The following is a 25,165-nucleotide window of genomic DNA, read 5'->3' as shown; positions in this document are numbered from 1 at the left end:
AAGTATCGCTTATATTTGGTGGAAATTTAATAAATTCAACATCCTTGCTTATTTTACCTTGATAAGTTTCTTGATTTAAAAGTAACTTAAATAGAGTTGATTTACCGATTCCATTTCTTCCTATCAATCCCGTTTTCCAGTTTGTATCAAAGGAAAACGATACATTTTTAAATATGGGTTTTACATATCCATAATATGAGAAAGTGAGGTTTTCAATTTTAATTACTGACATAAAACGCCTCCCTAAATTATCATTTACCGCCCGGGTGCAAAGTGTGTGCACCTTTTAACGTTTAGTTTTTCCTGTATTACTACGGTTATCACTGCTTTGCTTTTTCAGTTATTTCAATTCTCGATTAGGTAATTTTCCAGTTCTCAAAGCAACAGTAACAAACTCAACCTCTTGCAAGCACTTCTCGCAAAGTTCATAACCTTCATTGAAGTTCACTCTTGACCTAAATGTGCTAGCAATGAATTCGCATGGTGAGGTGATCCTTTCAACTACACCGCACCGTTCGCACTCAGCATACACATTCCCATCCTTAATCGGAATAAACATTCCATGATCTTTCTCATTTCCCATGACGCTAACATCTTCGAAATCATCAAATTTTACATAGAGCATATACGGCTTCCTCCTTTATCGGTATGTCTATATACGCTCTAATTCCAACTTATATCAAGTTTTATTGCTTCTTTTTTGATCTATATGTCTGCTACTTCGCAATAGCTTTCCCATTAAGACAGTGCACCATGTAATGCGCAAATCCATCGTTTTTACAATTTACCTTCTTCTTATCTGAAACCTCGGTGACACCATTCTCACAATCTACTTCAAGGCTTGCATCCTTGGTGATTGTTCCTTCTAAAATACTCATGCCATTTAACGTATCAAGCGTACAAACATGAGTTACTTCTACGTTTGTTGCTGAAGCCGACCCATTATAACATTTAAGAAAGACATCATCCGCCTTCAAATTAACAACTTCTACCTTGCCATTGTTCACTTCTACATAAAGCTTACCAATCTCAATATCCGTGATGAGCACTTGATTAGAATCAGATTCAACCTCACAAACTTCCACATCATGTGGCAAACTCACAACAATTTCAGGCATACCCTGAGTAAACCACCTCAACCAATTCGAAGCTGAGACTTTTTTAGTTTGAATAAGCCTTATAACATTTTGCGCTTCCTCAACCCTCAATATATCTTGTTCACAGTTAACAAAGCTCACACCAAAGGTATCAGCACGTTTCACCGTTAAACGAACATCTTTCGTCTCTGCGATAAACTTCTTATTATCCATTCCTTAAGCACCTCCTCGTGCACATACTAATAATCAGGTTTCATTTTACCTTTTGAGCTATATTTTCCCACTTCACAGGGTGGGTGCAAAGTGTGTGCACCTTTTAACGTTAACATCCTGTGCACTCAACCCTAGAGCGTCGACATCTTCCCTCAAACAGCCAAACTGCACTCAAAAATCACGAGAACCCAGCTTAAAGCCGCCGCACATTAAACCTTTTAACGATAGCCCTCGCTAAGCCTTGCTACACAAGGGCAAACTTGCACCCACCTAATCAGCCTTTGACATCAATACGACAGTCTCGACGTGGATTGAGAGAACTCCAAGTATAGCTACACTTTTTTGAGTGCACACTATGGATAGTGGGTGCACTTTTTAACGATAGGAAAAGCTATCGTTAAAAGGTTTAAGATTGGCTTAATAGCTTGATTTTTGAGCATAAAAACAGCCTAGAGAGGATTCACCACCTAGGCTGACTTTTGTAACATTTCAAACGCTCACATTCTTTTGGCTTTTACGATGCCCTTTCAACATCAACACTAATCTCTGATTTAAAAGTTATACTGAACTTGTAATCGCAAACTTTTATTTTCTTGATGTACTTTCTTACCAGCTTCTCGTCATACTCACTAATATCGTGACGCTCACTTTTCAGAAAATCTTCCATTTCTCTGATTCGTCTTTTAGCATCTTCTTGACCTGCTTTTTCTATAAGAAGCTGCTGTTTCTTACCTTTAAGCTCATCAATCTCGTTGGCAGTTTTCGTGTAGTCTTTTTTAGCTTTAAGCAAGGTTAATAGTATCGCTTGTTTATCTGCAATTCTTTTATCAACCGTTTCAAGATCACTTAAGTTGTTGCCCGCGATAATTTCTCTAATATTATTCTTCAACGTATCCAATACTTCATCCGATATACTAAACACCTTGTTTATGGCTTTCACTATGGCAGATTGCAGTTCGTTCTCTTGTACTGTCGGAGCATCGCAAGCACTAGGACCGTTTTCCACTCTGGTGCAACAACGCCAAACAACAGAACGCACTCCTCGGTTGTTCCAAGCAATTCTTCTGTAAACATCCCCGCATTTAGCACAAACACATAGGCTGGATAAAGCGTACTTACTGGAATAAACTCTCCTTTTTTTGTTCTCCTCACCACTAAACATGTTGGCTCGTCTTAACATTTCTTCTTGAACTTTAAAGAAAATATCTCTTGGAATAATAGGCGTGTGGCTATCTTTTACATAATACTGTGGTTCTGTTCCATCATTTTTTATACGAACATGGTTAATAAAATCTGTCGTGATGGTTTTTTGTAAAAGAGCATCACCAATATATTTTTCGTTTTGCAAGATGCCTTTAATATTAGATAAATTCCATTTTAAATGCCCGGCACCGTTTTTAATGCCGTCTTTTTCAAGGCCCTCCGCTATGTCTCTAAGGCTTGCTCCTTCTAAATATTCTCTATAAATTCTTCTTACGACTTTTGCTTCCTGTTCAAGAATTACAAGATTCCCCTCATCGTCTTTTGTGTATCCTAAAAACCAGTTATGGTTGATTTGCACTTTGCCTTCCTGGTAGCGGAACTTAAGTCCAAGCTTCACATTCTGAGAAAGTGACGCGGATTCCTGTTGAGCTAAAGAAGCCATGATAGTAAGCAATAGTTCTCCGCTTGCTTCCATGGTGTTGATGTTTTCTTTTTCAAAAATGATCGGAATGTTTTTGTCTTTCAACTGTCTAACAAACTTTAAACAGTCGATAGTGTTTCTCGCAAAACGGCTAATCGACTTAGTGATAACCATGTCTACTTTGCCACTCATGCAATCGTGGATCATGTCGTTGAAACCGACACGTTTTTTCGTGCTGGTTCCTGAAATACCGTCATCAGCGTAAATGCCAGCAAACTCCCAGAGAGGATTTCTTGAAATATAATCCGTATAATGCTGAACTTGCGTATCATAACTTGTTGCCTGTTCTTCACTGTCAGTACTGACACGACAATACGCTACTACTCTTAACCTCGGCTTATCTTCATGCTTATCTACCGTATTCCCCGCTATTTTTCTTGGTGGAATAATTATAACGTTGGCACTCATTTTACACCTCCTTGATTTGACTGTACGCGTATGCTGCTTGCCGATAAGGATCATCATATTTCTTTTCTACCTTTTCTAACTGGTAGCTTGTAATAAGCCGAATTTCCTTTATTGGCTTAGGCTCTTTATAACGATGATTCCTGATAGCATTCTCATGCCTTATTTGTTGCACTTGTCTAAACATATCCTCATCGATAATCTGAGGATAAAACTCTGTTCCTAAATACAATTTCTTGCTAAGAATTTTGCCCGTGACTGGCCAAGCCCTTTTTATACCTGATTTTTTAGCAGCTTGAGAAATATTTTTAAATTCAAGATAGAAACGAAAAAACTCTCTTACTTCTTGAGCTTTTACTTCATCTATAACCGCTTTACCGTCTACTATTCGGTAACCATATGGGATGCGTGCCATGTTTCTTTCACCTCTTCTTCTAATTCCAATCCGCATTTCAAAATAAAAAGAAATCTTGTTCTGCTTTTAACTACGACATCGTCTACAAAATCCAGAAAATCCTCATCCTTAAACTCACTAAATACTTCTGTGACGCTGACGAACCGTTGAAGTTTTTGCGCCTCGTTTAAGTGCGTTAAGTTACCGTTTAAACTGTTAGAAAGCTGAAGTTTTTCCTTAAGACAAGTATCAATTTCCGCTTTAAGCTGATTACTTTCCAGATAGTAGGAATCCATCTCAATGTAACCACCGGCGAAAAGCTTACTGAGTACTTGCTCTTGTTCTTGCAATTTAGCTATTTTTTCTTCGAGTTCGATAACCTTGTTCAAACCGTCTTTACTATTCACGTTTCTTAAGCTTTTTATGAAAGGCGTTAATATTTGAACGTATCCTGCTTTTAACTTGTTTAACATTTGCAGGAAAGAAATTTTAAGATAACTTTCCATAACAGACTTTTGTGAACAAGCATGAATATCTTCAAGATGCGTTATACAAACCCATATGCCATACGCCTTATTATGTTGATAAATTATTCGTCTTTTACACTTGCTTCCACACTCACCACAACGAATTTTACCTGAAAACGCATAAAGCTTATTGTACTTACCACTACCACATACTATGTTATTTTCACTTCTTCTCCACGCGATAATCTCTTTTACAAGATTAAAAGTTTCATGACTGATGATAGCCTCGTGATGGTTTTCAATAACATACTGTTTTTTCTCGCCACAGTTTTTATGACGGTTAAAACTATCATCCGTGTATGTTTTCTGAAAAATCACATCCCCTGTGTATGTTTTATTAGTCAAAACAGCGTTCACGGTACTTGAAGTCCAACTTCCGCCCTTTTTAGTTGGAATCTTTTTATCGGTCAATACTCGTGCTATTGCTTCTCCACCCATGCCGGAAAGAGCCATGTTGAAAATTTCTTTTACTACCCTGGCTTGCTCTGGAACTATAATCATTTTCTTATTCTCGTTTTTATACCCATACGCAGGGCAGGAAATGACGAAGCTTCCATTTTCGAACCTTTTTTGAATTGCCCACATGCTGTTTTCCGAGATAGATCTTGACTCGCTTTGCGCAATAGAACTCAGGATAGAAAGCATAAGCTCCGAACTCATATGCTCGGTATCAATGTTTTCTTTCTCAAAATACAAATAAATACCAAGACCGGTAAGTTTTCTAACTATTTCAAGACAGTCAACCGTGTTTCTTGCAAGCCTACTAATAGACTTTGTAATAATCCTGTCTATCTGACCGCTCTGACAGTCTTTAAGCAGTTGTTTAAGACTTTCACGCTTACCGATTTTCGTGCCGCTAATACCCTCGTCAAAGTAAAGCCCCGCATACTCCCAGCATGGATTAGACTTAATATAGTTTTCGTAATGCTCCTTCTGCACTTCTAGACTGAGAAGCTGCTCATCACTATCACTAGAAACTCTCGCATACGCTGCAACCCGCGTCTTTTTCTCAAAACCAGTTTTTCGCATTGTAGAGTCTATTTTTATTATTTCTTTCACTATTTCCCCTCACTTTCAGCTAATACTATTCATCACTCTAAAAGCAGTGTTTATCAAGCTTTTAACCCAATAATTCTTTGTAAAACGGGTGAAATTTTTCCCTGTTAAGACGGCTTATTTTTTCTTTTTCTTGCTCGCTGATAAGCCCTTTTTTAAAGAGTGAAGCGGTAAGTTTTTCGGCTATTTCAAAACGAAAATCCGCCTGCATACTCTCTTTTGTCCAAGCTCTAGCTTTAACATCCTTTAGCCCGTGAGCATCATTACTTATTTGCATGATGCTCACCTCCAAAACGATGTTCTATATAGCAGGCGTGGCAGCAGTATTTTCGAGTCTTATTACCGTAGGATGTAAAACTTTCACCACAGTTACAACAGACACACTCATAGTTTGCCTGTCTTTTTACCAACTGTGTATGCTTACTCCACCACGTGTTTCTACACGCGTCAGAGCAGAAACGTTTAACTTTACGACCAGCATTCTGTTTAACAGGCTTAGCGCATAAATCACATAATTGAACGCTATTGCCAACATTTACGCCGCCAAGATTGTTGCGCTTACAGTAGCTTTTAACCGTATCAACTGAAAGATTTAACTGTTTAGCTATTTTCGTATAACCCAAGCCTTCACTACGAAGTTTCATTACTTGCTGTTTTTCTTTTATATTCATTTGCCTGTGCCTCCTTACATCACAGGCAAAGAAAAAACAGTGTTTTTTAACCTATTGACTTGACAATTTAACCTTAAAAAAAAAATAAAAAAAGCCCGAGGATTGCTCCAATGTAGGAACAAGCCTCGGGCTTTACAAGTTTCAAACTGTTTTACAAGAGTTCGTTTACTCGTTTTTGTACCGTATCATAATCGTATCCGGCTTGAGTTAGACGCTGTTTACGCTCATTTCCGTTACCCCACGCACCTCGGATTACTTCACGTGCAAGCTCATCAACCGACTTTCTATAAGCTTTAACACCAAGAAGCTCATTAACCTTATTTTGCACGCTCGCATAATCGTATCCGGCAGAAGTTAAACGCTGTTTACGCTCATTTCCGTTACCCCAAGCGCCGTTAATAACTTCTCGCGCCACCTCATCAATACTTGACGTGCGCGCAGCTTGGTCAGAGCCACCGTTTTTACACCCGTTTAGGCCAGCGTTTTTAATAATGCTCGGATAATCCACGTAAGCATAATCCATGTCAACTCTGCCGGCTACTCCAGGCACACTGCCACTTGACGAGTATTGCCAAAGACCATACGAACCTTGATAACTGCAGTGCGTGTTCCACTGTGCTATCCACAAAGCGTAACGGTTTCTAACATGAGCGGACACAAGATTATTAGCAGTTGAAAGCGAAGTGTAAAAACCTGCATAATACCCGCAAGTTTCCAGCTTATTGCAAAAACTGGTAATCAGCGAATCGCAGAAAGCTCGCCCACGGTTAAGCTGGCTTTTTTCTTCTAAATCAAAGTAAACAGGATACTCAAAACTCTTACCTGAAAGCATGTTCACACAGCTTTGAGCTTCCTCAGACGCTTCGCCTGCAGAGTTTGCGTACGAATACCAGTAGGCTCCCACGTCAAGACCGCATGTTTTTGCTTTACGATAGTTCTGTTCAAACCACTTGTCTTTGCATCCGATACCGTATCCTGCTCGAATGATCACAAACTCGACGCCGGATGCTTTCACCGCGTTGAAATCAATGTCACCCTGCCATTCTGATACGTCTATTCCTTTTTTACTCATGAGTATTGTCCTTCCTGTTCTTGTCGTGTAATTGTTCTAAAACGTTTTTTAATTTCTCAGGCACGGGAAGCCCCAGGTGAGCCGCGTTTTCGGTTAAAGATAATCCTTCGTTAGATAGGTAGAAGAAAATTACTGCGGTTCTCATCACGCTTCCTTGCTTCAAAACATGAAAATCTATAATGTTTGCTATACCAACAAGCATAAAAATGAGCACCTTTCTAAAAATGCCCTTAAAACCAATGCTGCTAGACAGTTTCTTATCCGTAACAGCACACATCACGCCTGTAATATAATCCGCAACCACAAATAAAACGAGCGCGAGGATCAGCCCGTCGCATCCGCCTAAAAAGTATCCCAGCCAGCCGCCTACCAGTGTGAAAGCCAGTTGAGCACTATTCCAAAATCCTCTCATAATTCTCCTTACAAGTTTTCCTAACATTTGCCAGTACTCTTATAAAAACAAAAAGTAAAAAGTAATAAAAAATGGCAGGTATGGTTTAAACCACACCTGCCCTAACATTTCAGCATTTCAGCATTTCAGCATTTCAGTATTTCAACTGATATTATTTTTCAACACATGACTACTACTTAACACATTCTTCAGCATCTTCACCTTTCCCAGCCGCTTCATCTTTTTCAGTTTTTTCGTCTTTTTCGGCTTTTATTTTCAAAATCTCGTCGTTAAGTTCGCGTTCTCTAGAATTAAAATAGTCTTCTAACTGTTTCACATACGCTTCATATTCCATCGAGTTTTCCGCGATCACTGCCGAACGCATATCAGATAATACGCTTGCAACAATGCCTTCTATCATGTAAGTAGGTATTGGTATTTGCTTATTCAACTCGACTATTTTTTCGTTTAACTCAGCCTTATATTTTTGCACAGCTACCGCGTAGCTAATTGTCGGTTTTACCACTACTCTCCTCCAATCTTTTTTAGAATAATATCCAGCTTGTGGCTGATTTCGCATAAAATTTTCGTATTATCAACTACGGGTGTTGTAATACTTTCTGTCACATCTTTTAAGCGCGTGCCCTTATTAGCCACTATTTTGTTTGTGTGAATAATTAGTTTTTCCATAACAAATTCTCCCTATATTCTCCCTATAACAAATTCTCCTCAACGCTTCACTTAACGCTTCCGCCAACGTTCACTTCCGCCAACGTTTACTTCCGCGTTCACTTCCGCGTTTTTAATAGTATTTAACTTTCATGAGTATCCCGTTTTTAAACACCATGTGAGCGTTAGAACCCCATTTTGAAGCTTTCCCATCCTGGTTCATTTCAATAATCTGCACATAGTTAATATCCGCGTCTACTCCTGCACCGTCTTGCCAAACAGGATCTATAATCTTGTTACCGTGCATGTAAAAGTTGCATCCAGCGTGAATACCATACTCTTTATAAATGCTTTGCGAACGTGAAAAACACAGCATAGTAGCGTATGTTTCTTCATCAGCTGATTTACGTTGCGCGAAAGCCATATACTTTCCGTCGTTAGTAAGATGAAAAACTAGACCCTTGTGAGAATTATCTTCTTCCCACTCGCCGGTTCCAACATAGCCAATATACACGCCGTTACGGTAGAAGTTGTTTCCGTTTTTATCAAAAACAGCTCTTTTATGATCCTCGTCAACTTCACCATCGTAAAGTTCTATCTGCCCGGGTGTTATTTGCACGTATTTACTCGAATGGTTAAACCCGAGAAGGAAACTGTTATAGTTTTGCTGCATGAAACTACCAAAATCACCTTTTTTAACCATTGAAGATATGGAATCTTCTACTATGGTTAGTTTAGAAATAGCCTTATCAGCCGTGGATTTAGCAGCCTCAATGTCTTTATCTTTAACTCTGATCCAATCGAACGTTCTAAAACTACTTATACTGTCAGCGGAAACGTAATGCCATAGTTTGCTTGTCCCAGCTTTATACGGGTGTTCAGACTCAGGATAATTTTCACCTTTAACCTCAATAATGTTAATATCTTCAGGCAGTTTAGACACGTATCCTGAAATTTCTCCTGAATACTCTTTTGTAATGCTATCAATCTTAAAACCATAATTGTCAAACGGAGACCAGTTAGTTCTAAAATGTAGCCAAAACTCGTTTGATGGAACAAACACTGTTGCGCCAGAAATTTTTTCACCAGTTAAACCCGGTATAGCGTAAATTTTATCCTTATACTTGTAAAAAATGTCTACAAAATCGTCAAAAGCTGATTCCGTGTGCGACTTCTCATTAAATTTTACGGCTAAACTTTCCTGCTTAACAATAAGCCTGTAAGCGTAGCCGGTTGACGTGTCGTAGAAAAAATCACCAACATGCTGCATTTTTTCACTATCAGTCAGCCACAAGCTCATAGGAGCGTTAAAATGGCTTGGAGTATACGAACCGTAATAGTTACCGTTTTTCTGTTTAAGACTATGGTTAACGCTTTCAACACCAGCCTCAATCTTACCGTCTGTAACATTCAGTTTCGTGTTGATTTCACTTATCGTGTAATAGTTTTCAAGCCTCCTACCAGTGTCTTTTATAGCCTCGTTTTTTGCTTTACTAATCTGCTTTTCTACCTGGGAAGTGTAAGAAACTGAAAGTTTTTCCGCGTCAATCGAATGCCCGATAATCCTGTCACCATACACCATGCCGTCAAGAGTCATCGCAGTATTGTAAGGCCCTGAAAAACCGTTATGGCTTCCAGCAATACCATTCATGTTAACCTGTAACACTTTCGTAGCAGTGTTCTTATCAGGCGTATCCATGTAAAGGTCACGAACCCACATGCCTTTACTATCGTATTCGCTTATCTTATAGCCGCTTTGAGAATTACCCATTTGCGCTTTAATATTATCGATCGCAGCTTTAACACGCTCGTTATCAATTTTTCTAGCTTCAACCGTTTCTTCTTTTAACGTTTGAACAGCATGCGACACGTTTTGCACATACCCTTTAGAAATCCTGCTCGCAAGCACGATTCTAACTTCGCCTGGTTTTTGAATCGGTATAGTCTTTTTTACTACAGGAAACACTCGGTCCATGCCAAATTGTGGAGCGAGGCAACGAACCCTATCCCCACACTTAATCGTCGCATAATATAAACCTAACGCGGATAAGTCAACCGCGCTAAGGCTTATTTCTACCCTTTCAAACTGGTTATCCTGTAACCATTTAGTAGCTTTACGCATAAGATTAGTTGGGACTGTCACATTATTAAAATTAATAACTTTACAAACCCAGCCGAATGTTTTTTGCGCTTCACGAGATACTATATAGTTTTTCCCATTGTTTATTGAAGTAATATCAACATGCTTTTTAAGAACCTCGTTTTCACCATTCTCGTTTTCCAACTCTTTGCCGAGAGGAATAACCGCTGTAGTAACATCCTCTGCTGAAAGGTTTTCCGCGTATTCAAGCAGGTTTAAACCGAAACTAATATGCTGGCTTGTAGCTTTACCTATTTCTTCTAAACGTAGGTAGTCTAAGTAAAGTTTCCCGTCTTCTTTCCTAAGCCGCAAATATCCGCCAAGTTTTTCAACCATTTTTCCCATGATCGCTTCAAGCGTGGTTTCAAAATTAGTAAACCTGTAGAGTGAATCATTCGAGTCAGATACGGTTACGAAACCAATTCTTATTTTCTTATAATCATCTACTTGACTGTTATGAGCTTGTAAAAGTTTTTCTAAAAGCTGGTAGGAACTCTGATCATGGTATTCTTTCTGAGGTTGAATACTATCAGCTAAGTAAGTTAACAACCCTACGCAAGTTACTTTCTTACTACCATACAAGTCTTTTACTTGTTCTCTAACCTCGCCGAAGAAAATCTCCTCATCGTCACGCCACACGCTTACTATTGATTTCCGGTTTTTAATAAGCTCATAGCAAGGGTTTTGACTAGGGCAAGTAAACGTTAACGTTCCTGCAGTATTAAGCTCCAAATTTAACGTGATATCATCAAGTACCGCTTTGTCATCATTTGGATAGTAAATCGTATTATCATCAAGCATGATCCTGTACACTCACAACCACCCCCTTTTATAGGAAATATTTACCATCCCGTTTCCAACGAATGTTAAACTCATGTTTGTTTTTGAACGAAGCTGTGGGAAACGGTTAACGCCTGTTTTAATCTCATAGTTTTTACCATTAGAATCCAGTAGCATACTGTTAGATGACAGGTTGTTAAATTCTGGGATCAGTGTCATGTCAAAATCGTGAACGAGTGTTATTTCACGCTTATCATCTACTTGCATACCCCATATTGTGTGAATCCCATCCGAATCATCTACACTATACTTATATGGTTGCAGCTTATAGTTGAGTGTGAGAGTTGAATAGTTTTTATCCGATTTAAAATCACTAACCCACACTCGACCCTGATAGTAGAACAATGGTTCATCATCAAGAGACAGTTTCACACTCTTGCCGTGGATTAACGTTTTAACACTATGGCATGTTTCATTCCACTTGTTTTTGTTTGCGACAATGAATTCAAAACAGCCTTCACGCATCTCGTATAACACTTCACCGGCAAGACTTTCACTAATATCAATACTTTCCTGCCTGCCTGGTATTTGCAAATACTCTAATTTAGGTTCTGGAAGTTGAATGCGTGGACGGCTTGTAGCAACCAGCCCTAGATCGTTAAAACTATGCAACCCGTTTATTAGCATCCCATACACTTTTACCACCCCCTTGCTTTTCTTGTTTGAAGCTTAAAAAGCTCACTGTCCATCCTGTGCGCGATACCACCCACTAGTTCGCCAGTGTCGAGCACAATACTCTGGTTGGAAAACTGTGGGAAATACGCGTCCATAATCGCTAGAATCTGGTTCATAACACTAAGCATTTGCGTGTTCGCTCCCGCGCTCATATTCTGCAAAGTATCAAGCCCCATGATCACTTCCGGGCCTTTTTCACCGCCGCCAAGCATACGCCCGTTTTTCTCACCGAAAATAGTCGCCCCGTTTAACAGCATTGGCTTGTTCATTGCTTTCTTATACCAGTCGATAGCAAGATACGGTACAGACGGTGGCGTAAGAGAGAATTGTCCTTTAATACTAAAATGAGGCAGTTTAATATGAGGAAGACTAAGTTTTATGCCAGAGAAAAACCCTGTTATAGCGTCGATTACTGCTTTAACCTTGTTTTTCGCCGCCTCAATCGGAGTGATGATAGCGTTTTTAATACCATTCCAAACTGACACAACCGTGTTTTTAATACCGTTAAACACAGACTTAACCATGTTTGCTACTGAATTAAACACTGTTGAAATGCTTGTTTTAATACCGTTTACCACGCTCATGATCGCAGTTTTAATACCATTCCAAACACTTGTTGCAGTGTTTTTAATACCGTTTAAAACGTTAGTGAAAAACGATACGATACCATTCCAAACATTCATGAAAAAGTTTTTCACACTCGACCACAGTTTGTTCCAACTAGTGCCAAAGAAAGACAAAAACACGTTAAAAACGTTTTTTAACGTGTTAAATACCGTTATGAACGTGTTTTTAACCGCGTTCCAAACAGCGGTAAAAATTTCTTTTACACCATTCCAAAGCTGAGACCAGTTACCGGTGAACAATCCTATAAAAACGTCTAAAACGCCTGTGATTAAATCAAGAACGGTTTTGAAACTAGTAAAACTTAAATTTAAAGCGCCTTCAAACAGTGGAGCTAGAATAGCACACAAACCATTCCACACTGTTTTAAGCCCTTCAACAATACTCGTGAAATCAATACCAAGGCTTGACAGTTTTTCTTTAACACCATTAACAAAACCGGTGAAAGTTTCCTTAATTTTCTCCCAAACAGCAATAACACTGTTTCTAAACTCTTCGTTAGTGTTCCATAAGGTTACAAAAGCTGCTACCAGAACACCAATAACCGCAACAACCGCGAGTATTGGCGCGGACACTCCACCTAAAACAGCGCCTAACCCTTCAAGAATACTAGATCCGGAAGTAAAACTTGCGAACATTTTACCTATAAACAAAGCTAGTTTAGAAAAACCTTGTATAGCAACACCTATTTTAGAAATACACGTTCCAAGAACCACTAAAAAAGGGCCGACTGCCGCAGCAATCAGCCCAAGTGTCACTATAAGTTTTTGGCTTTCTGGAGAAAGCTGTTTAAATTTAGAAAGCCATGCTGATATTTTCTGCATTAATGGTGTTATGACGGGAAGTAAAACATTACCAATAGTCGCAGCAATATTCTGCAACTCTGTTTTTAGAATCTTCATAGAACCCGAAGCGCCCGCGGCTTCACGCCCAGCCTGCCCTTGAGCGTCAGCAGTCTGCTCCATAATAAGAGCCAAAGTAGCAGCCTGTTTCGCTTGCAAGCTCATCGCGCCTCTACCATCATGCAAACCCATAGCAAGAGCTTTAGCTTTAATAGTCGCCTCGTTAACACCCATACCATAATTGTCAAGCATCGCATTATTACCTTTAAGCGCGCCTGTTAAAGCAAGAACAGCAGACTCGGTTGTTCCACCAAACATAGCAGACAAGTCGCCTGCAAGAGCAACCAGCTTCTGACTCATCTCGGCTGCTTCAGCATCACTTTTCCCACCAATATTTTTCAACATCGCGCCCATAGTATTCGCATACTCTAAAGCTTGACCTTGAGCAATACCATAATAGGATTTCAAACTTCCTGACCATTTAAGCATCTTGTTAGCAGACTTACCGTAAATCTGCTCTGTCGCACCCATAGCATCCTGTAAGTCTGCTGCAGCAGTAAAACCAGCAGTACCAATAGCAGCAATCGGCAGCGTAACTTTCGTGCTTAAACTTTGACCAAGAGATGACATACCATCTCCTAGTTTCTTTATCTTTTTGCTCGTACTATCAAACTGGCTACTAAGCTTGGTTAAACTAACACTACCTACCTGTTTTAATTTTTCTTTTAAACTATCAAGATTATTTTCTGTTTCAACAATCTCACGCTGCAACGCATCATACTTGTCTTTACCAAGCTCCCCGTTTTCCAACTGTACTTTAGCCTGCTTATCCGCCTGTTTCAAAACGTTAAGCTTATTAGACGTTTCTTGGATTTCTTTCTGCAAAAAAGCCTGCTTTTGGCTTAGAAGCTGCGTGCTTGTCGGATCAAGTTTCAAAAGCCTATTAACATCACGAAGCGACTGCTCGGTTGAGCGAATAGTCGAATTCACCTGTTGTAAAGACTTATCTAAGCCTGTAGTATCCCCACCAATTTCAACAGTAATACCTTTAATCCTGCTTGCCATAACTTCACCTCCCTTTTTCTCTTAATTTACGCGTGAAAAAATTCAGATTTTCTGTTTAATACCGCAATGTGAGAATGTTTGGTTCTAGTCTAGAACCTATCGAATTCTGTTTGGCTTGCGAGCTTATCGTATTTCACATTATCGTTTGCTTTCTCCGTCCACATGTCTAAAATCATGCCGATGGTTAAAAGATCCAGTTCGCAAATACTAATCCCGATTTCGGTGCATCTAAGAAGAAACAACGCGGTTGTCATTTGCCGTGTTGTTGCTTTAAATTTTTTTTTAGATTTTACTTCAGTTTCCAAGTTTGCTCCCCAAAGTTCTAGAATTTCAGGAAGAATCTCGTAGATAGAAAACATTTCAAACTCGTCAAGCCACTCATCAATACTTGCTGGAATACTATTATCCGCGTGATAAGCCATGATATAGGCTACGTTTTCAAAAATTTCAAGATCTGCTATTTCAAAAACACCCTCGTTGTTTTTGAAAGACTGCTCTAATTTTGATAGGTCTTTGAAAATATCACGCTTGAATTTAATACGATACAGTCTTGGAATAGTGGCGGAAGAACGAAACTTCACGTCTTTACCATTTACTTTTACTGTTTTTTCTAACACGTTTACTCCTTTAAAACTTATTTGATTTCCGTGTTAACTTGCGGAACGTACACGCTCTTATACCATTTCTCATAGGTTTCTTTTGAAGTAGTGTCACCACTCCTAGATTTCACTAAACCATCTTCTCTAGGATCAGCCGTGAGCGATAAAGTTTCCGTACCCGGTTCTATAGTGTCTTCCTTAGTTTCTGACTCGATAGACGGTCGTGTTGCTGAACAGTTATATAAAACGTGTCTGATCGCGTTCACGTCACCATCAAACTCAAACAGGAGCGCGAATTTTTCTGTTTCGCTAATCTTCGCGTTTTCTACCAGCACACCGTTTTTATCTAGTTCTTCTCGTAGTATTTCCGTTCTAAACCATTCAGGTATAAGAGCAATTTCCAAGTCGCCACTGTAACCGTTGTTCGCAGTCGACCTGAAGTAAACAATCCCGTCAGCGTAAAACGGTGAGGATTCACCCTCAGCCTCAAGGCTTATACTCACCGCCCCCGGAATCGGCTTAGGCTCATCGTAGGAGAAACCACTCGAATCTTTTTTAAGTTTTGCCGCGTACACGTTTTTAAGATTGTATTTAACCTTGTTTCCCATTTATTGTTACCTCCATTTCAAAAATGTAGAGTGTTTCATAAAGCTGTTCCGACTCTATGAACGTTTCTGTTTTGTTATAAAAAATGCCGTGCCTATCAAGCACGGCTTCAACTTGTTCTTCCAGCACGGGGTTCTTATAGTCTGCGTATAGTTCAATATGAACTTCGTTTGCTTTAAAATATGTTTTCCCGTCTGCCGCGAAATTACTGCTCGCAGGCGTAAGAAACAGGAGGAAAGGCGGATTAGGGGATTCTCCTTCAGCAAAATGATGGTATGCGAAAGGAAAACCTATCTCTCTCATAATGTTTAAAAGATTACCCATTTTTAACCGCCTCTTCTATTTCTTTTTCAAAATTTCGTACTGCTTTACTTTCAGCCTCAGCAATGTGTGCTCTTGCTTCCACGCGTCCGCCGCCTCGTTTAGCATGACCGTACTCTAACAAGTGTGTAAGCTGATACTTGTTTCTAGAATGCACTACGAGAACTAGTCTGCTGCCTGTTTCGTTTAATGTTTTAACAGCCCAACTTTTCGCATACGCTCCAGTTCGTTTAGGAGCTGTCACGTTAATTTCTTCTTTTGCTGTTTTACCAGCGGTTTTTACTGCTTCTTTTACTTTCCCGGTTGTAACTTTCGCGTAAGTTTTAAGCTCTCTAATAACTTCTTTAGAGAGGCTGCCAATACTTACTTTGCTCACTTTTTACACCTCTTACAGTGAAGTTTCAGGCTTTTCTTCTTATAATTCATGTGGTCAACACCTAAAATCTCATAAACCGTATCACGGAAAATAATCCTGTAACCAAGCGATGAGACTACGGCTGTTTCTTTCGAATATCGGATAGTAAAATCTATTTTTGACTCATCCCACACGTTTCCCGCAGAAGTCTGCTCCATTGGACTTTCAGCACTCACCGTGGCGTAACACTCGTAATATTTACTCCACTTAATCTTATGGTTACCAACCTCATCAATTTCAACACTGTTTTTAAGCAGCACAATACGCTCGTTTAATAAACCTATTCTCATTTAAAACCCCGTTTTTCTAACAGTAAAAAGCATCGAACGTAAGGTGAGAGTTAGCGCGTGGTGGTCGGCTTCTTCCCGATGCTCATACAAGTATCCTGTAGCGTATAAGACTGCGAGCCGATACTCGTCAAAGTTTTCACTAATCAAACTAGTATCGTTTTTACGAGCTACTCCCTGGCAGAGTTTTTCAGCAGAATGAATAAGGGTGTTGATAAGCTCATCATCTTCTCTACTATCCACCCTAAGATAGTTTTTTGCTTCCTCAATCGTAACTATCATCAACACCCCTCCTTAAACCATCTTTTTTAGGCTGCTACGCTTGTTTTAACGGGCAGAATCTGCACTGCTTCTTTAAGCACGAGTTTGCCGTCTACACGCTCTTTAGCGACGAAACCTATCATGCCGTTTCCAGCGAAAAGTTCGGTAAGTTCTTTAAACGAGCGTGAACCACGGTCGCCAATGTTGTAGTACGAGTAGTCGCCAAAAGCCACCATGTTTTCAGGCGCGTAAGCAGACGTGTATACCGGGTATCCGAGAATCCTGTTCGGCTCATCATCCTGGTATGAAGGCTGCCAAACGTACGCGCCATTATTGTCTTTAAGTTTTCGTATGCTCGCGACTGTTTTATCGTTCATAATAAAACTCGCGTTTTTACGGTATGGTCGCCTCAAAGCGTGAATAAGATCAATCAGATCATCGGTTTTAATACCGGTAGTTTCTTTAAGGAACGTGCCGCCGTCTTTCTTGTTGAAAATACCAGTCGGTTTTCCCACACCATCACCGTTAAGAAAAGCGTCTTCCTCAGCGTTAGCTAACGCCATGCCGAAGGATGTGAGAAGATGATTCTCGAGGTTAAACGCATTATCATACAAGAGTTCTTCAGTAACTTTTACCGCAACGTGAAGCTTATGAGCGTCAAGCAGTATTTGCGCAAACTTGGAATCCCCAAAGTTAAGGCTTGCGCCTTCTTCAATCCAAGCCGCCGCAGGATCACTCATCGCAACATTAATCTTATGCTCGCCACTAGTAGTAATCGTGGTAGCAAGAGAGCGAATAATGTTTTCTTCTTTCAACGTTTCAATCAGACGATTATCGTATTCTTCCGGCACAAGATACCCGCCGTCAGCGTCCACGCCTTCCTGCAACACGTTATCGACTCGTTTAAAATTACTTCTAAGAGCTGTAAGCATTGCCTGCTTATACTCGTCACGCGCACGCCCTTGTTTTTCAAGGTTAACACCTGTTTTCATAGGTTTTGCAACAATCGCTTCAGATGTTGGTTTTGAAAGCTCCTTATCCATTACTTCCATCTGCTCTAAACGTTCAATTTCCGTACTGTAAGCTTTCACTTTCGCTTCCATCTCATCATAGGTTTTCGCGTCTTCTTCTGAAATAAGCCCGTCCTTGTCACGTTTAGACTCAAGGAAAGCTTTCGCACCCTGCCAAGCCTTGTTACGTTTCTCAACCATGTTTGAAATAGTGTTCATCATGTTTACCTCCAATTTTTGATTAAAAAAAGACGATCCATAAGATCGTCTGCACTAATATTGTTTGTTTCCTTACCGCTTATCCGGCAGGCTTTAGATATTTTTTCTAATAACGTGTTTTGCACGCTTGCTTTCGAATACAATGTTGAAACCTGTGGTATGCCAATATCAGTGGTTTCACCTCTAGTTAAAACACCGTCCGCGAACCCGAGTTCTACCGCCTTGTTAGCATCCATCCACGTTTCCGAATCCATTAAATGCGAGAGTTTCACACGGTTAAGCCCTGTTTTAATCTCGTAAGCGTTAATAATGGACTCTTTGACCTCATCAAGCATTGATATTGCTTTTTCCATTTCGTTTCTGTTTCCAAAAGCAACAGTCATAGGATTATGAATCATAAGCATTGACACCGGGCTCATATAAACCTTTGTGCCAGCCATCGCAATAACCGAGGCAGCACTTGCTGCTATACCGTCAATTTTGACCGTCACGCAACCCTTGTAATCTATGAGCATGTTATAGATTTGTGCCGCAGCCACACAATCGCCGCCGGGAGAGTTAATCCACACGGTAATATTTCCACTGCCAGCGTTTAACTCGTCTTTAAAAAGTTGTGGTGTAATATCATCATCAAACCATGATTCTTCAGCAATCGTACCGTTAAGAAACAGTGTCCTCTCAAAAATCTCATTATTCTCATTAGTCTCATTGTTTTCCTTTTGGTTTTTCCACTGCCAAAACTTCCTCATTACCTTTTTCCTCCTCTCTTATATAAAGAAGCGACCAAGATTTTCTTGGTCGCTTCATGTTCGTATAACACTCATATAATACCTAAAGAACTAGCTTTACAGTTAGATAATCCACCTTACTTGTATGCTCTTCCATTTAAGGAAACTAGAGAATCAAATAATTGTGTTTCATCTAGAATACTCTCAGTTGGAGTTCTTTCCGTTATTGCAAGTTCTTTATACTTACTAGTAATTCCCTTAACAGCTTCTAATATCGATGGTTTAGAAACTTTGGAATCACTTTTCCTATACTCTTTAATTAAATCAGAAACTGCAAAAATCCCTAATTCCTTAAATTTCTGAGTTCGGTCATGATCATTCAAAGTTTCATTATTACTGATTCTTTCAACATTAAACCTTGTATTGTTTACTTTTTCGTCATAAGCCATCCTAAACTCTAACGAATTTTTCCAACCATAGTCAGAATTGTAAACAAACTTTTCGCCAGTTATGTCTTCAATAGCCATAGCTAGAATATATTCATAGCATCCAGCATCTCTACTATCATAAATAGCATCGTAAAGAGGTTTAATTGCCTTCAGTCCCAGTTTCAATATTCTTTGATAGTTTTTAGAATTCCTAATAAACTTTCCTGGATGTGCCTGCATAGCCACTTGTGGATTAGTCTTCGTCTCAGTTTCTAATTCCACCATCAACTTATTCATGGATCCCTTTATATCATCTAACGTTTCAGCATAAGCTACGTTTACTGGCATCAATTTATGAGCTATATTCCCACTATTCTTTGATGCTGGATTATTTCCAATAATAAAAATTCCAGTAAATACAAATAGAACCAATAAAAGTAAAGTTCCTAGCGAAATATACATTTTTTTCTTAGACATAGTATTACACCTCCTAGAATTCTAATTCGCAGTGTATTTGTGTTGCAAAGAACCATAAACAGAATTAGGGTAATAAGGATCATGACTACCATGGTTAAACAGCTCCAATTGTCCCCATTTAGCACGGCACCACTTAAGACCAGTAACTTTTGCAAAATGAACAATTTTATCAGGAGAATGACCATACGCTAGAATAAATGGATCATATTTATAAGGTCTATAACCTTTCTTTGCCAGATAATTATCCAATTGCGCTTTAGTAGCAGCATCATCACCAAAGTCACTAGGCCATTCGTACGTCATACTACCAGTTGCAAATCCTAGACAATTATATGCTGGCGTAGCCTTATCGCTATAAAACCATGTCCATGAAATACTATCATAAAACGATTTTGGTTGAGATAAAGTATACGCATAAGCAACAGAATTGGATGTGAAAAACAACATTCCAACAACCATTACATAAGTGGTTATTGCTGATAACATCTTTCTTTTTCTAATCATTTGTAAGCACATCCTTAAAAACAACATCTTTAACTAAGATTGAGATTAATCAGCTTTTATCTCGAATGATCACTATTCTTGTACATTTTATGATTTTTATAATGTCACATAAATTATTCCATCCTTTCTGCTATTATTAATTTGTTGTATACTCTCATAGTGTAGGATATTATCTTAGCTAAGTATCCATAGAGATTAAATTCTATTTTTCGCTTAACGTTAAGATAATTCGTTATGTCTTCGTTGCCTAAATGATTCATCCACTGTCTAAACAGTTATACTATAATAATATTAATATAACATGTTATATTAATATTATCAAGACACAAATTCATCTTAATCACCTAACTTATTTCTACCAATTACAGTGAACGCTCCAGCACGGTTAAGCGGGAGCATGTTACCGTTAATCAAATACAAGTCACCACCCTCACAGGCGGGAATCTTATCCAAGTTTTCTAACTGTCTAATATCGTTCGCGCTCATCCAACCGTTTTGACGAGCGGTAGCATAACCATTCATACGACTCTGATAGTCTCCTCGAAGAAGACCATCCACGTTAAACTTCACATAATAAGTTTCTTTCTCCTTATCAGTAAAAAGCCGCCTCGTAATAGACTGTTCAAAACGCGCCACCCAAGGATCCAGCGTGTATTTCACAAACTCCAACGACTGCTGCTCAATATTAGAAAAACTCGACTTTTCTAAATCACCAACCATGTGTGGTGGGACTCTAAAAATACGAGCAATCTCGTTAATCTGAAACTTACGAGTTTCAAGAAACTGTGCTTCGTTAGGCGAAATAGAAATAGGCGTATACTTCATGCCTTCCTCTAAAATCGCTATCTTATGCGAGTTAGAACCCGAGAACCCCTTATTCCAACTATCCCTCATACTTTGAGGATCTTTCACTGTACCGGGGTATTCCAAGATTCCACTTGGTGTAGCACCGTTAGCGAAAAACGATGCACCATACTCTTCCGTAGCTATCGCCATACCGATAGCGTTTTTTGCCATCGCAATAGGCGAATAGCCAACAAGACCGTCAAAACCAAGACCGGGAATATGAAGCACGTCAAAAGGTTTAAGTTTCACACTCGTTTCTTTACCCGCTAAAACATCACTATCATTTAACGTATACTCGTAAAAAATTTGACCACTCTCATCCCGGTCAACTCTCATACGATAAGGCATTAAAGGGTATAAGCCTAAAACCTCGCCTTTACCGTTTCGAATAATCTGCGCGTAAGCATTACCCCATAACAGTAGATGCGTCATCAAAGTTTCTCTAAACACGAAGCTTGTCATTTCAAGATTCGGCTCATCATGAAGCACCTTATATAAAGGATGTTTAATCGCTTTAGCCGTACCCGTACTCGTCCGCTCATACACGTGAAGCGGCAGACTCGCCACCGCTTCAGACAGGATACGCACACACGAGTAAACTGCCGTCATCTGCATCGCCGAACGCTCATTCACCCTCTTACCCGACGAGGACGTACCCATTAAGAAACGATAACCACCGCCTAACATCCTGTTTTCAGGCTTATCTCTTGATTTAAATAGTCTGCTAAAAATGTTCATTGTCACCTCCTACATAAACAAAATCCCGCGATTGTCATACACGCTTTGAGTGTTCGCGTTACCGCATCTTATAGCACGGTCAAGCGCCATAATGGTGGCTATAGCACCATCGATTTTCTCGGTTGATTTTTCCTTATCGCATTTAATGTTTCCTGCAGGATCAGTGCGGATGAAAATGTTATCCATATTCCAGCGAAGCACCGGATGCCCTGCGTGTGCGATTTTCTGCTCGAGCACAAGCTTCATAAGCTCCTTGGTAGGCGGACTCATATCCTTGAACCCTTGTCCGAACGGAACCACGGTAAACCCCATGTTTTCAAGGTTTTGCACCATTTGCACCGCACCCCAACGGTCGAAAGCAATCTCACGAATATTGAAACGTTCACCTAAAGTTTCGATGAATTTTTCAATAAACCCATAGTGAACAACGTTTCCTTCCGTAGTCTTAATAAACCCTTGTTTTTCCCACACGTCATAAGGCACATGATCACGATTCACTCGAAGGGTAAGTGTGTCTTCAGGCACCCAAAAATAAGGTAGGATACGAAACTTATCCGACTCATCTAAAGGCGGAAACACAAGCGAAAAAGCCGTAAGATCGGTAGTGCTTGAAAGGTCAAGACCCCCGTAGCAAACCCTGCCCTCAAGTTCTTCCTCGTTCACCTGAAAACCGCAAGCATCCCATTTTTCCATCGGCATCCAACGAATAGACTGTTTCACCCACTGGTTAAGACGAAGCTGACGGAAAGCATTCTCTTCACCAGGATTTTGCCGGGCTGACTCGAAAGCAGCTTTAACTTTCTCCATTTGAACCGTCACTCCAAGAGAAGGATTAGCTTTCTTCCACACCTTAGGATCCGTCCAATCATCCGAATCTTTTGCACCATAAATCACGGGGTAAAAAGTTGGATCAATTTTCCTGCCCTCGAGAATATCCACTGCTTTCTGATGCGTCTCATAGCAGATCGAATGCGTATCCGTACCAGCCGTGGTAATCAGAAAATACAGTGGCTGCATGCGAGCGTCCCCGGAGCCTTTAGTCATCACGTCAAAAAGTTTACGGTTTGGCTGCGTGTGAAGCTCATCAAACACGACACCGTGAATGTTAAACCCGTGTTTAGAGTACGCTTCAGCCGACAACACTTGGTAGAAACTGTTAGTTGGTAGGAAAATAATACGTTTTTGCGAAGCTAAAATTTTAACCCTACGATTAAGAGCCGGACACATTCTAACCATGTCCGCCGCCACATCAAACACGATCGTTGCCTGCTGACGGTCCGCCGCACAACCATAAACCTCGGCACGCTCCTCATTATCCCCACAGCATAAAAGCAAGGCTACTGCAGCAGCAAGCTCACTTTTACCCATTTTCTTAGGTATCTCAATATACGCGGTATTAAACTGACGGTAACCATTCGGTTTCACCACGCCAAACAAGTCCCTGATAATCTGCTCCTGCCAGGCTAGGAGCTTAAAAGGCTTACCAGCCCACGTTCCTTTCGTGTGTGTTAAACATTCGATAAAACTCACGGCATAATCCGCTAAATCCTTACTATACGTTGAATCTTCTTTTTTAAACTTAGTAACCTCGTATTTTTCCAACTTAAGCTCCTCCTTTCTTTAGGCATAAAAAAAGAGACGCCTGCTTGCGCCCACATCATTTCCTTATCTTTCCTACGAGAAACAGGGCCTTAAAAGCCCTGCTACTTTTAACTAAACTTAAAGTTTTTAGTTTCTTGCGTCAAGGATCATTTCTAAAGCCTCGTTTGCAAGCTTGCTTGTTGGCATCATATCCCAGCCTCTATCATAGTTTGCGATAACCTTGTTATTGTTTTTCAAAGTAAGCTTGGAAATTCGCCCTTGGTTAATCCCATATTCGCTTGGCTCTTCAAAAACCTTCATACTGTAGCTTACAACCTGATCTTCAACTTTAAGCGTATCTTGTTCCCACATGATTTTTTCTCCTTTTTCTGTGTTTTTTGCTGATACTATATATCACTCTAAAAGCACATAATAGCAAGCCATAAACGAGAAAAAATCGCGGATAATTCCACGATTTTTCTCCAGCCTTCCAACCCTATGGCTGACTATCCCCCCTTTCTTTTAGCTTCTTTCTTGTTGAATCGCTTGATACGCTTTTTGAATATCCTTGTCCAAGGTTTCAGCATCCGCAAACAGTTGAAACTCCGTATCGTTTAGTTTTCCTTCGCTTGCCTTCCAAAGCTCCTCGTGAGCTTTACTGGCGCAGGTTTTTGCTGTTTGCGCGATGTCGAGCATGCTGATAGCCGAACTAATTTTCCCTTCTTCAGCTTTTTTGACTGCGTTTAGTGCGTAGCGTCTGCATGTTTTAACTTCGTTTGCGAGGTTTTGTAAAATTTCTTTTTTCACAGGTTTTCTCCTTTGCGCACGTGTTTTTGCTAGTACTATATATCACTCTAAAAGCGCGCAATAGCAAGCTTTTAAGCCAAGAAACACCGGGTATTTACACGTTTTTCCCCCAGTTTTCGCTAATTTTTTTACTCTTAAAAACCGTTAAACGTTTCTAAAATCATGCGGAAATAATCATCACCCAAAAATCATCTACCACAGTCAAACATGCTTTTACAAAAACCTCGTTCTCTTGCTCTAAAATCGCGAAAATTTCTTCAACCAAAGAACCTGTAGTACAGTCTTCACTCAACACGTACGCCTGGTCTTCACTCGAATACAGCATTACGCTCACCCCCGTTTCTAAAAGCACAGGACCCTTCTAAACGGGAAAGCATAATTTTCCTGTCTTGTTTAAACTCGTCTCCTATAAACCCGAGTCTAAGAAGAAAACATCTGAAAGCATACTTATCGTTAACCGTCTCACGCTTACTATTATTTACGCGTTTAATTTCCACGCTCATTTTACAAAGACTGTTTATAAACTTCGCATAGGATGCCAAGCCTGGTTGGTTAGCCTGCTCAAACCAAGGAAAAATAAGCTTATCATCTTCTTCCTTAATATTAAGACTGTTCACTCCTAACGCTTTTTTAATAAGATCACCCTTATTATCAAGAATTTTCCTAAGCTTTACCACATCAGCCTTATCTTTAGGAAACTCAACACTAAAACATTGCGTACCATCACACGCGCAGACTGGAAGACTTATACCATAGTCAACGTCTAACATGTTTTTCAAATCATCTAAGTTCTCTTCACTACTACACGTGACCGTACCATCTTTACTAATGTTGAAAACACCTATCTTGTAAGACATACTCGGAGTTTTTAAGTAAACAGCCTTTACTCCCGTAGAATCCTCTATAGCTTTAATAAGCGGCTGCCTATCTTTTCCTTTTAACCCGTATTTTAATTCCATTTTGCCTCCTTTAG

31 protein-coding genes are annotated in these 25,165 nt (G+C 39.8%); all 31 read right to left on the bottom strand.

Annotation, left to right across the window (positions count from 1 at the left end; all coding sequences use genetic code 11):
• Positions 1-232: ATP-binding cassette domain-containing protein (locus ACLD5M_RS06135; RefSeq protein WP_410314634.1), on the bottom strand; the 232-nt coding region annotated here is incomplete at its 3' end.
• Between the two features lie 108 nt (positions 233-340).
• Complete coding sequence (locus ACLD5M_RS06130) at positions 341-625, bottom strand: hypothetical protein (protein ID WP_004114737.1); 285 nt, start codon at positions 623-625, stop codon at positions 341-343.
• A gap of 91 nt (positions 626-716) precedes the next feature.
• Entirely contained in the window at positions 717-1,310 is a 594-nt protein-coding gene (locus ACLD5M_RS06125; protein WP_375168987.1) for a DUF4097 family beta strand repeat-containing protein, read from the bottom strand.
• A gap of 514 nt (positions 1,311-1,824) precedes the next feature.
• Complete coding sequence (locus ACLD5M_RS06120; RefSeq protein WP_410314815.1) at positions 1,825-3,402, bottom strand: recombinase family protein; 1,578 nt, start codon at positions 3,400-3,402, stop codon at positions 1,825-1,827.
• 1 nt (position 3,403) lies between these two features.
• Positions 3,404-3,814: a hypothetical protein gene (locus ACLD5M_RS06115; protein WP_019260896.1), complete on the bottom strand. Its 411-nt coding sequence runs from the start codon at positions 3,812-3,814 to the stop codon at positions 3,404-3,406.
• A complete protein-coding gene (locus ACLD5M_RS06110) occupies positions 3,784-5,379 on the bottom strand; it encodes a recombinase family protein (protein ID WP_410314814.1) in 1,596 nt (531 codons plus the stop codon). The genes ACLD5M_RS06115 and ACLD5M_RS06110 overlap by 31 nt, the downstream gene beginning before the upstream one ends.
• A 61-nt stretch (positions 5,380-5,440) precedes the next feature.
• Positions 5,441-5,653, bottom strand: a complete 213-nt coding sequence (locus ACLD5M_RS06105) for an SHOCT domain-containing protein (RefSeq protein ID WP_004104948.1) — start codon at positions 5,651-5,653, stop codon at positions 5,441-5,443.
• Positions 5,640-6,047, bottom strand: coding sequence for a LuxR C-terminal-related transcriptional regulator (locus tag ACLD5M_RS06100; RefSeq protein ID WP_410310414.1), 408 nt, complete (start codon positions 6,045-6,047; stop codon positions 5,640-5,642). Before ACLD5M_RS06100 ends, ACLD5M_RS06105 begins: the two co-directional genes overlap by 14 nt.
• Positions 6,048-6,198: 151 nt before the next feature.
• Positions 6,199-7,119 carry a GH25 family lysozyme gene (locus ACLD5M_RS06095; RefSeq protein WP_410314813.1) on the bottom strand — a complete coding sequence of 307 codons (921 nt, stop codon included), beginning with the start codon at positions 7,117-7,119 and terminating at the stop codon, positions 6,199-6,201.
• The gene (locus ACLD5M_RS06090; RefSeq protein WP_410311444.1) at positions 7,112-7,531 is read right to left on the bottom strand and encodes a holin family protein; all 420 of its coding nucleotides are present in this window, start codon (positions 7,529-7,531) and stop codon (positions 7,112-7,114) included. Before ACLD5M_RS06090 ends, ACLD5M_RS06095 begins: the two co-directional genes overlap by 8 nt.
• Positions 7,532-7,703: 172 nt before the next feature.
• The gene (locus ACLD5M_RS06085) at positions 7,704-8,036 is read right to left on the bottom strand and encodes a toxin (RefSeq protein WP_410314812.1); all 333 of its coding nucleotides are present in this window, start codon (positions 8,034-8,036) and stop codon (positions 7,704-7,706) included.
• Positions 8,036-8,200, bottom strand: a complete 165-nt coding sequence (locus ACLD5M_RS06080; RefSeq protein WP_019260890.1) for a hypothetical protein — start codon at positions 8,198-8,200, stop codon at positions 8,036-8,038. Before ACLD5M_RS06080 ends, ACLD5M_RS06085 begins: the two co-directional genes overlap by 1 nt.
• Before the next feature lie 112 nt (positions 8,201-8,312).
• Positions 8,313-11,120, bottom strand: a complete 2,808-nt coding sequence (locus ACLD5M_RS06075; protein ID WP_410314819.1) for a phage tail spike protein — start codon at positions 11,118-11,120, stop codon at positions 8,313-8,315.
• Positions 11,121-11,132: 12 nt separating this feature from the next.
• Positions 11,133-11,786 (bottom strand): hypothetical protein, encoded by a 654-nt coding sequence (locus tag ACLD5M_RS06070; RefSeq protein ID WP_410314818.1) that lies wholly within the window; start codon positions 11,784-11,786, stop codon positions 11,133-11,135.
• Between the two features lie 11 nt (positions 11,787-11,797).
• A complete protein-coding gene (locus tag ACLD5M_RS06065) occupies positions 11,798-14,365 on the bottom strand; it encodes a hypothetical protein (protein ID WP_410314811.1) in 2,568 nt (855 codons plus the stop codon).
• Between the two features lie 89 nt (positions 14,366-14,454).
• Complete coding sequence (locus ACLD5M_RS06060) at positions 14,455-14,982, bottom strand: hypothetical protein (protein ID WP_410314820.1); 528 nt, start codon at positions 14,980-14,982, stop codon at positions 14,455-14,457.
• A 17-nt stretch (positions 14,983-14,999) separates the two neighbouring features.
• Positions 15,000-15,572 carry a major tail protein gene (locus ACLD5M_RS06055; RefSeq protein WP_014554473.1) on the bottom strand — a complete coding sequence of 191 codons (573 nt, stop codon included), beginning with the start codon at positions 15,570-15,572 and terminating at the stop codon, positions 15,000-15,002.
• The gene (locus ACLD5M_RS06050; protein ID WP_103014101.1) at positions 15,556-15,894 is read right to left on the bottom strand and encodes a hypothetical protein; all 339 of its coding nucleotides are present in this window, start codon (positions 15,892-15,894) and stop codon (positions 15,556-15,558) included. The genes ACLD5M_RS06055 and ACLD5M_RS06050 overlap by 17 nt, the downstream gene beginning before the upstream one ends.
• Entirely contained in the window at positions 15,887-16,267 is a 381-nt protein-coding gene (locus tag ACLD5M_RS06045) for an HK97 gp10 family phage protein (RefSeq protein WP_410314810.1), read from the bottom strand. Before ACLD5M_RS06045 ends, ACLD5M_RS06050 begins: the two co-directional genes overlap by 8 nt.
• Positions 16,264-16,596: a phage head closure protein gene (locus ACLD5M_RS06040; RefSeq protein ID WP_410314809.1), complete on the bottom strand. Its 333-nt coding sequence runs from the start codon at positions 16,594-16,596 to the stop codon at positions 16,264-16,266. Before ACLD5M_RS06040 ends, ACLD5M_RS06045 begins: the two co-directional genes overlap by 4 nt.
• Complete coding sequence (locus tag ACLD5M_RS06035; protein ID WP_410314808.1) at positions 16,597-16,875, bottom strand: head-tail connector protein; 279 nt, start codon at positions 16,873-16,875, stop codon at positions 16,597-16,599.
• A 26-nt stretch (positions 16,876-16,901) separates the two neighbouring features.
• Complete coding sequence (locus ACLD5M_RS06030) at positions 16,902-18,086, bottom strand: phage major capsid protein (RefSeq protein WP_410314807.1); 1,185 nt, start codon at positions 18,084-18,086, stop codon at positions 16,902-16,904.
• A gap of 2 nt (positions 18,087-18,088) precedes the next feature.
• Entirely contained in the window at positions 18,089-18,832 is a 744-nt protein-coding gene (locus ACLD5M_RS06025) for a head maturation protease, ClpP-related (protein WP_410314806.1), read from the bottom strand.
• Positions 18,833-18,948: 116 nt separating this feature from the next.
• Positions 18,949-19,716, bottom strand: a complete 768-nt coding sequence (locus tag ACLD5M_RS06020; protein ID WP_004104990.1) for a hypothetical protein — start codon at positions 19,714-19,716, stop codon at positions 18,949-18,951.
• A 21-nt stretch (positions 19,717-19,737) separates the two neighbouring features.
• Complete coding sequence (locus ACLD5M_RS06015; RefSeq protein ID WP_112928567.1) at positions 19,738-20,220, bottom strand: hypothetical protein; 483 nt, start codon at positions 20,218-20,220, stop codon at positions 19,738-19,740.
• A gap of 336 nt (positions 20,221-20,556) precedes the next feature.
• On the bottom strand, positions 20,557-21,804 hold the full coding sequence (locus tag ACLD5M_RS06010) for a phage portal protein (RefSeq protein WP_410314805.1): 1,248 nt from the start codon (positions 21,802-21,804) through the stop codon (positions 20,557-20,559).
• Between the two features lie 9 nt (positions 21,805-21,813).
• A complete protein-coding gene (locus ACLD5M_RS06005; RefSeq protein ID WP_075523003.1) occupies positions 21,814-23,406 on the bottom strand; it encodes a terminase large subunit in 1,593 nt (530 codons plus the stop codon).
• 126 nt (positions 23,407-23,532) lie between these two features.
• The gene (locus ACLD5M_RS06000; RefSeq protein ID WP_075523004.1) at positions 23,533-23,757 is read right to left on the bottom strand and encodes a hypothetical protein; all 225 of its coding nucleotides are present in this window, start codon (positions 23,755-23,757) and stop codon (positions 23,533-23,535) included.
• A gap of 150 nt (positions 23,758-23,907) precedes the next feature.
• Complete coding sequence (locus ACLD5M_RS05995) at positions 23,908-24,192, bottom strand: transcriptional regulator (protein ID WP_075523005.1); 285 nt, start codon at positions 24,190-24,192, stop codon at positions 23,908-23,910.
• Between the two features lie 160 nt (positions 24,193-24,352).
• Positions 24,353-24,517: a hypothetical protein gene (locus ACLD5M_RS05990; RefSeq protein WP_020757783.1), complete on the bottom strand. Its 165-nt coding sequence runs from the start codon at positions 24,515-24,517 to the stop codon at positions 24,353-24,355.
• Positions 24,501-25,151, bottom strand: a complete 651-nt coding sequence (locus tag ACLD5M_RS05985; protein WP_032819288.1) for a hypothetical protein — start codon at positions 25,149-25,151, stop codon at positions 24,501-24,503. The genes ACLD5M_RS05990 and ACLD5M_RS05985 overlap by 17 nt, the downstream gene beginning before the upstream one ends.
• Positions 25,152-25,165: the final 14 nt, after the last annotated feature.

The organism is Gardnerella sp. Marseille-Q9185 (genome assembly GCF_046508745.1).
GTDB classification, from domain to species: Bacteria; Actinomycetota; Actinomycetes; order Actinomycetales; family Bifidobacteriaceae; genus Bifidobacterium; species Bifidobacterium greenwoodii.
This window is presented reverse-complemented; position numbering and strand designations above follow the sequence as displayed.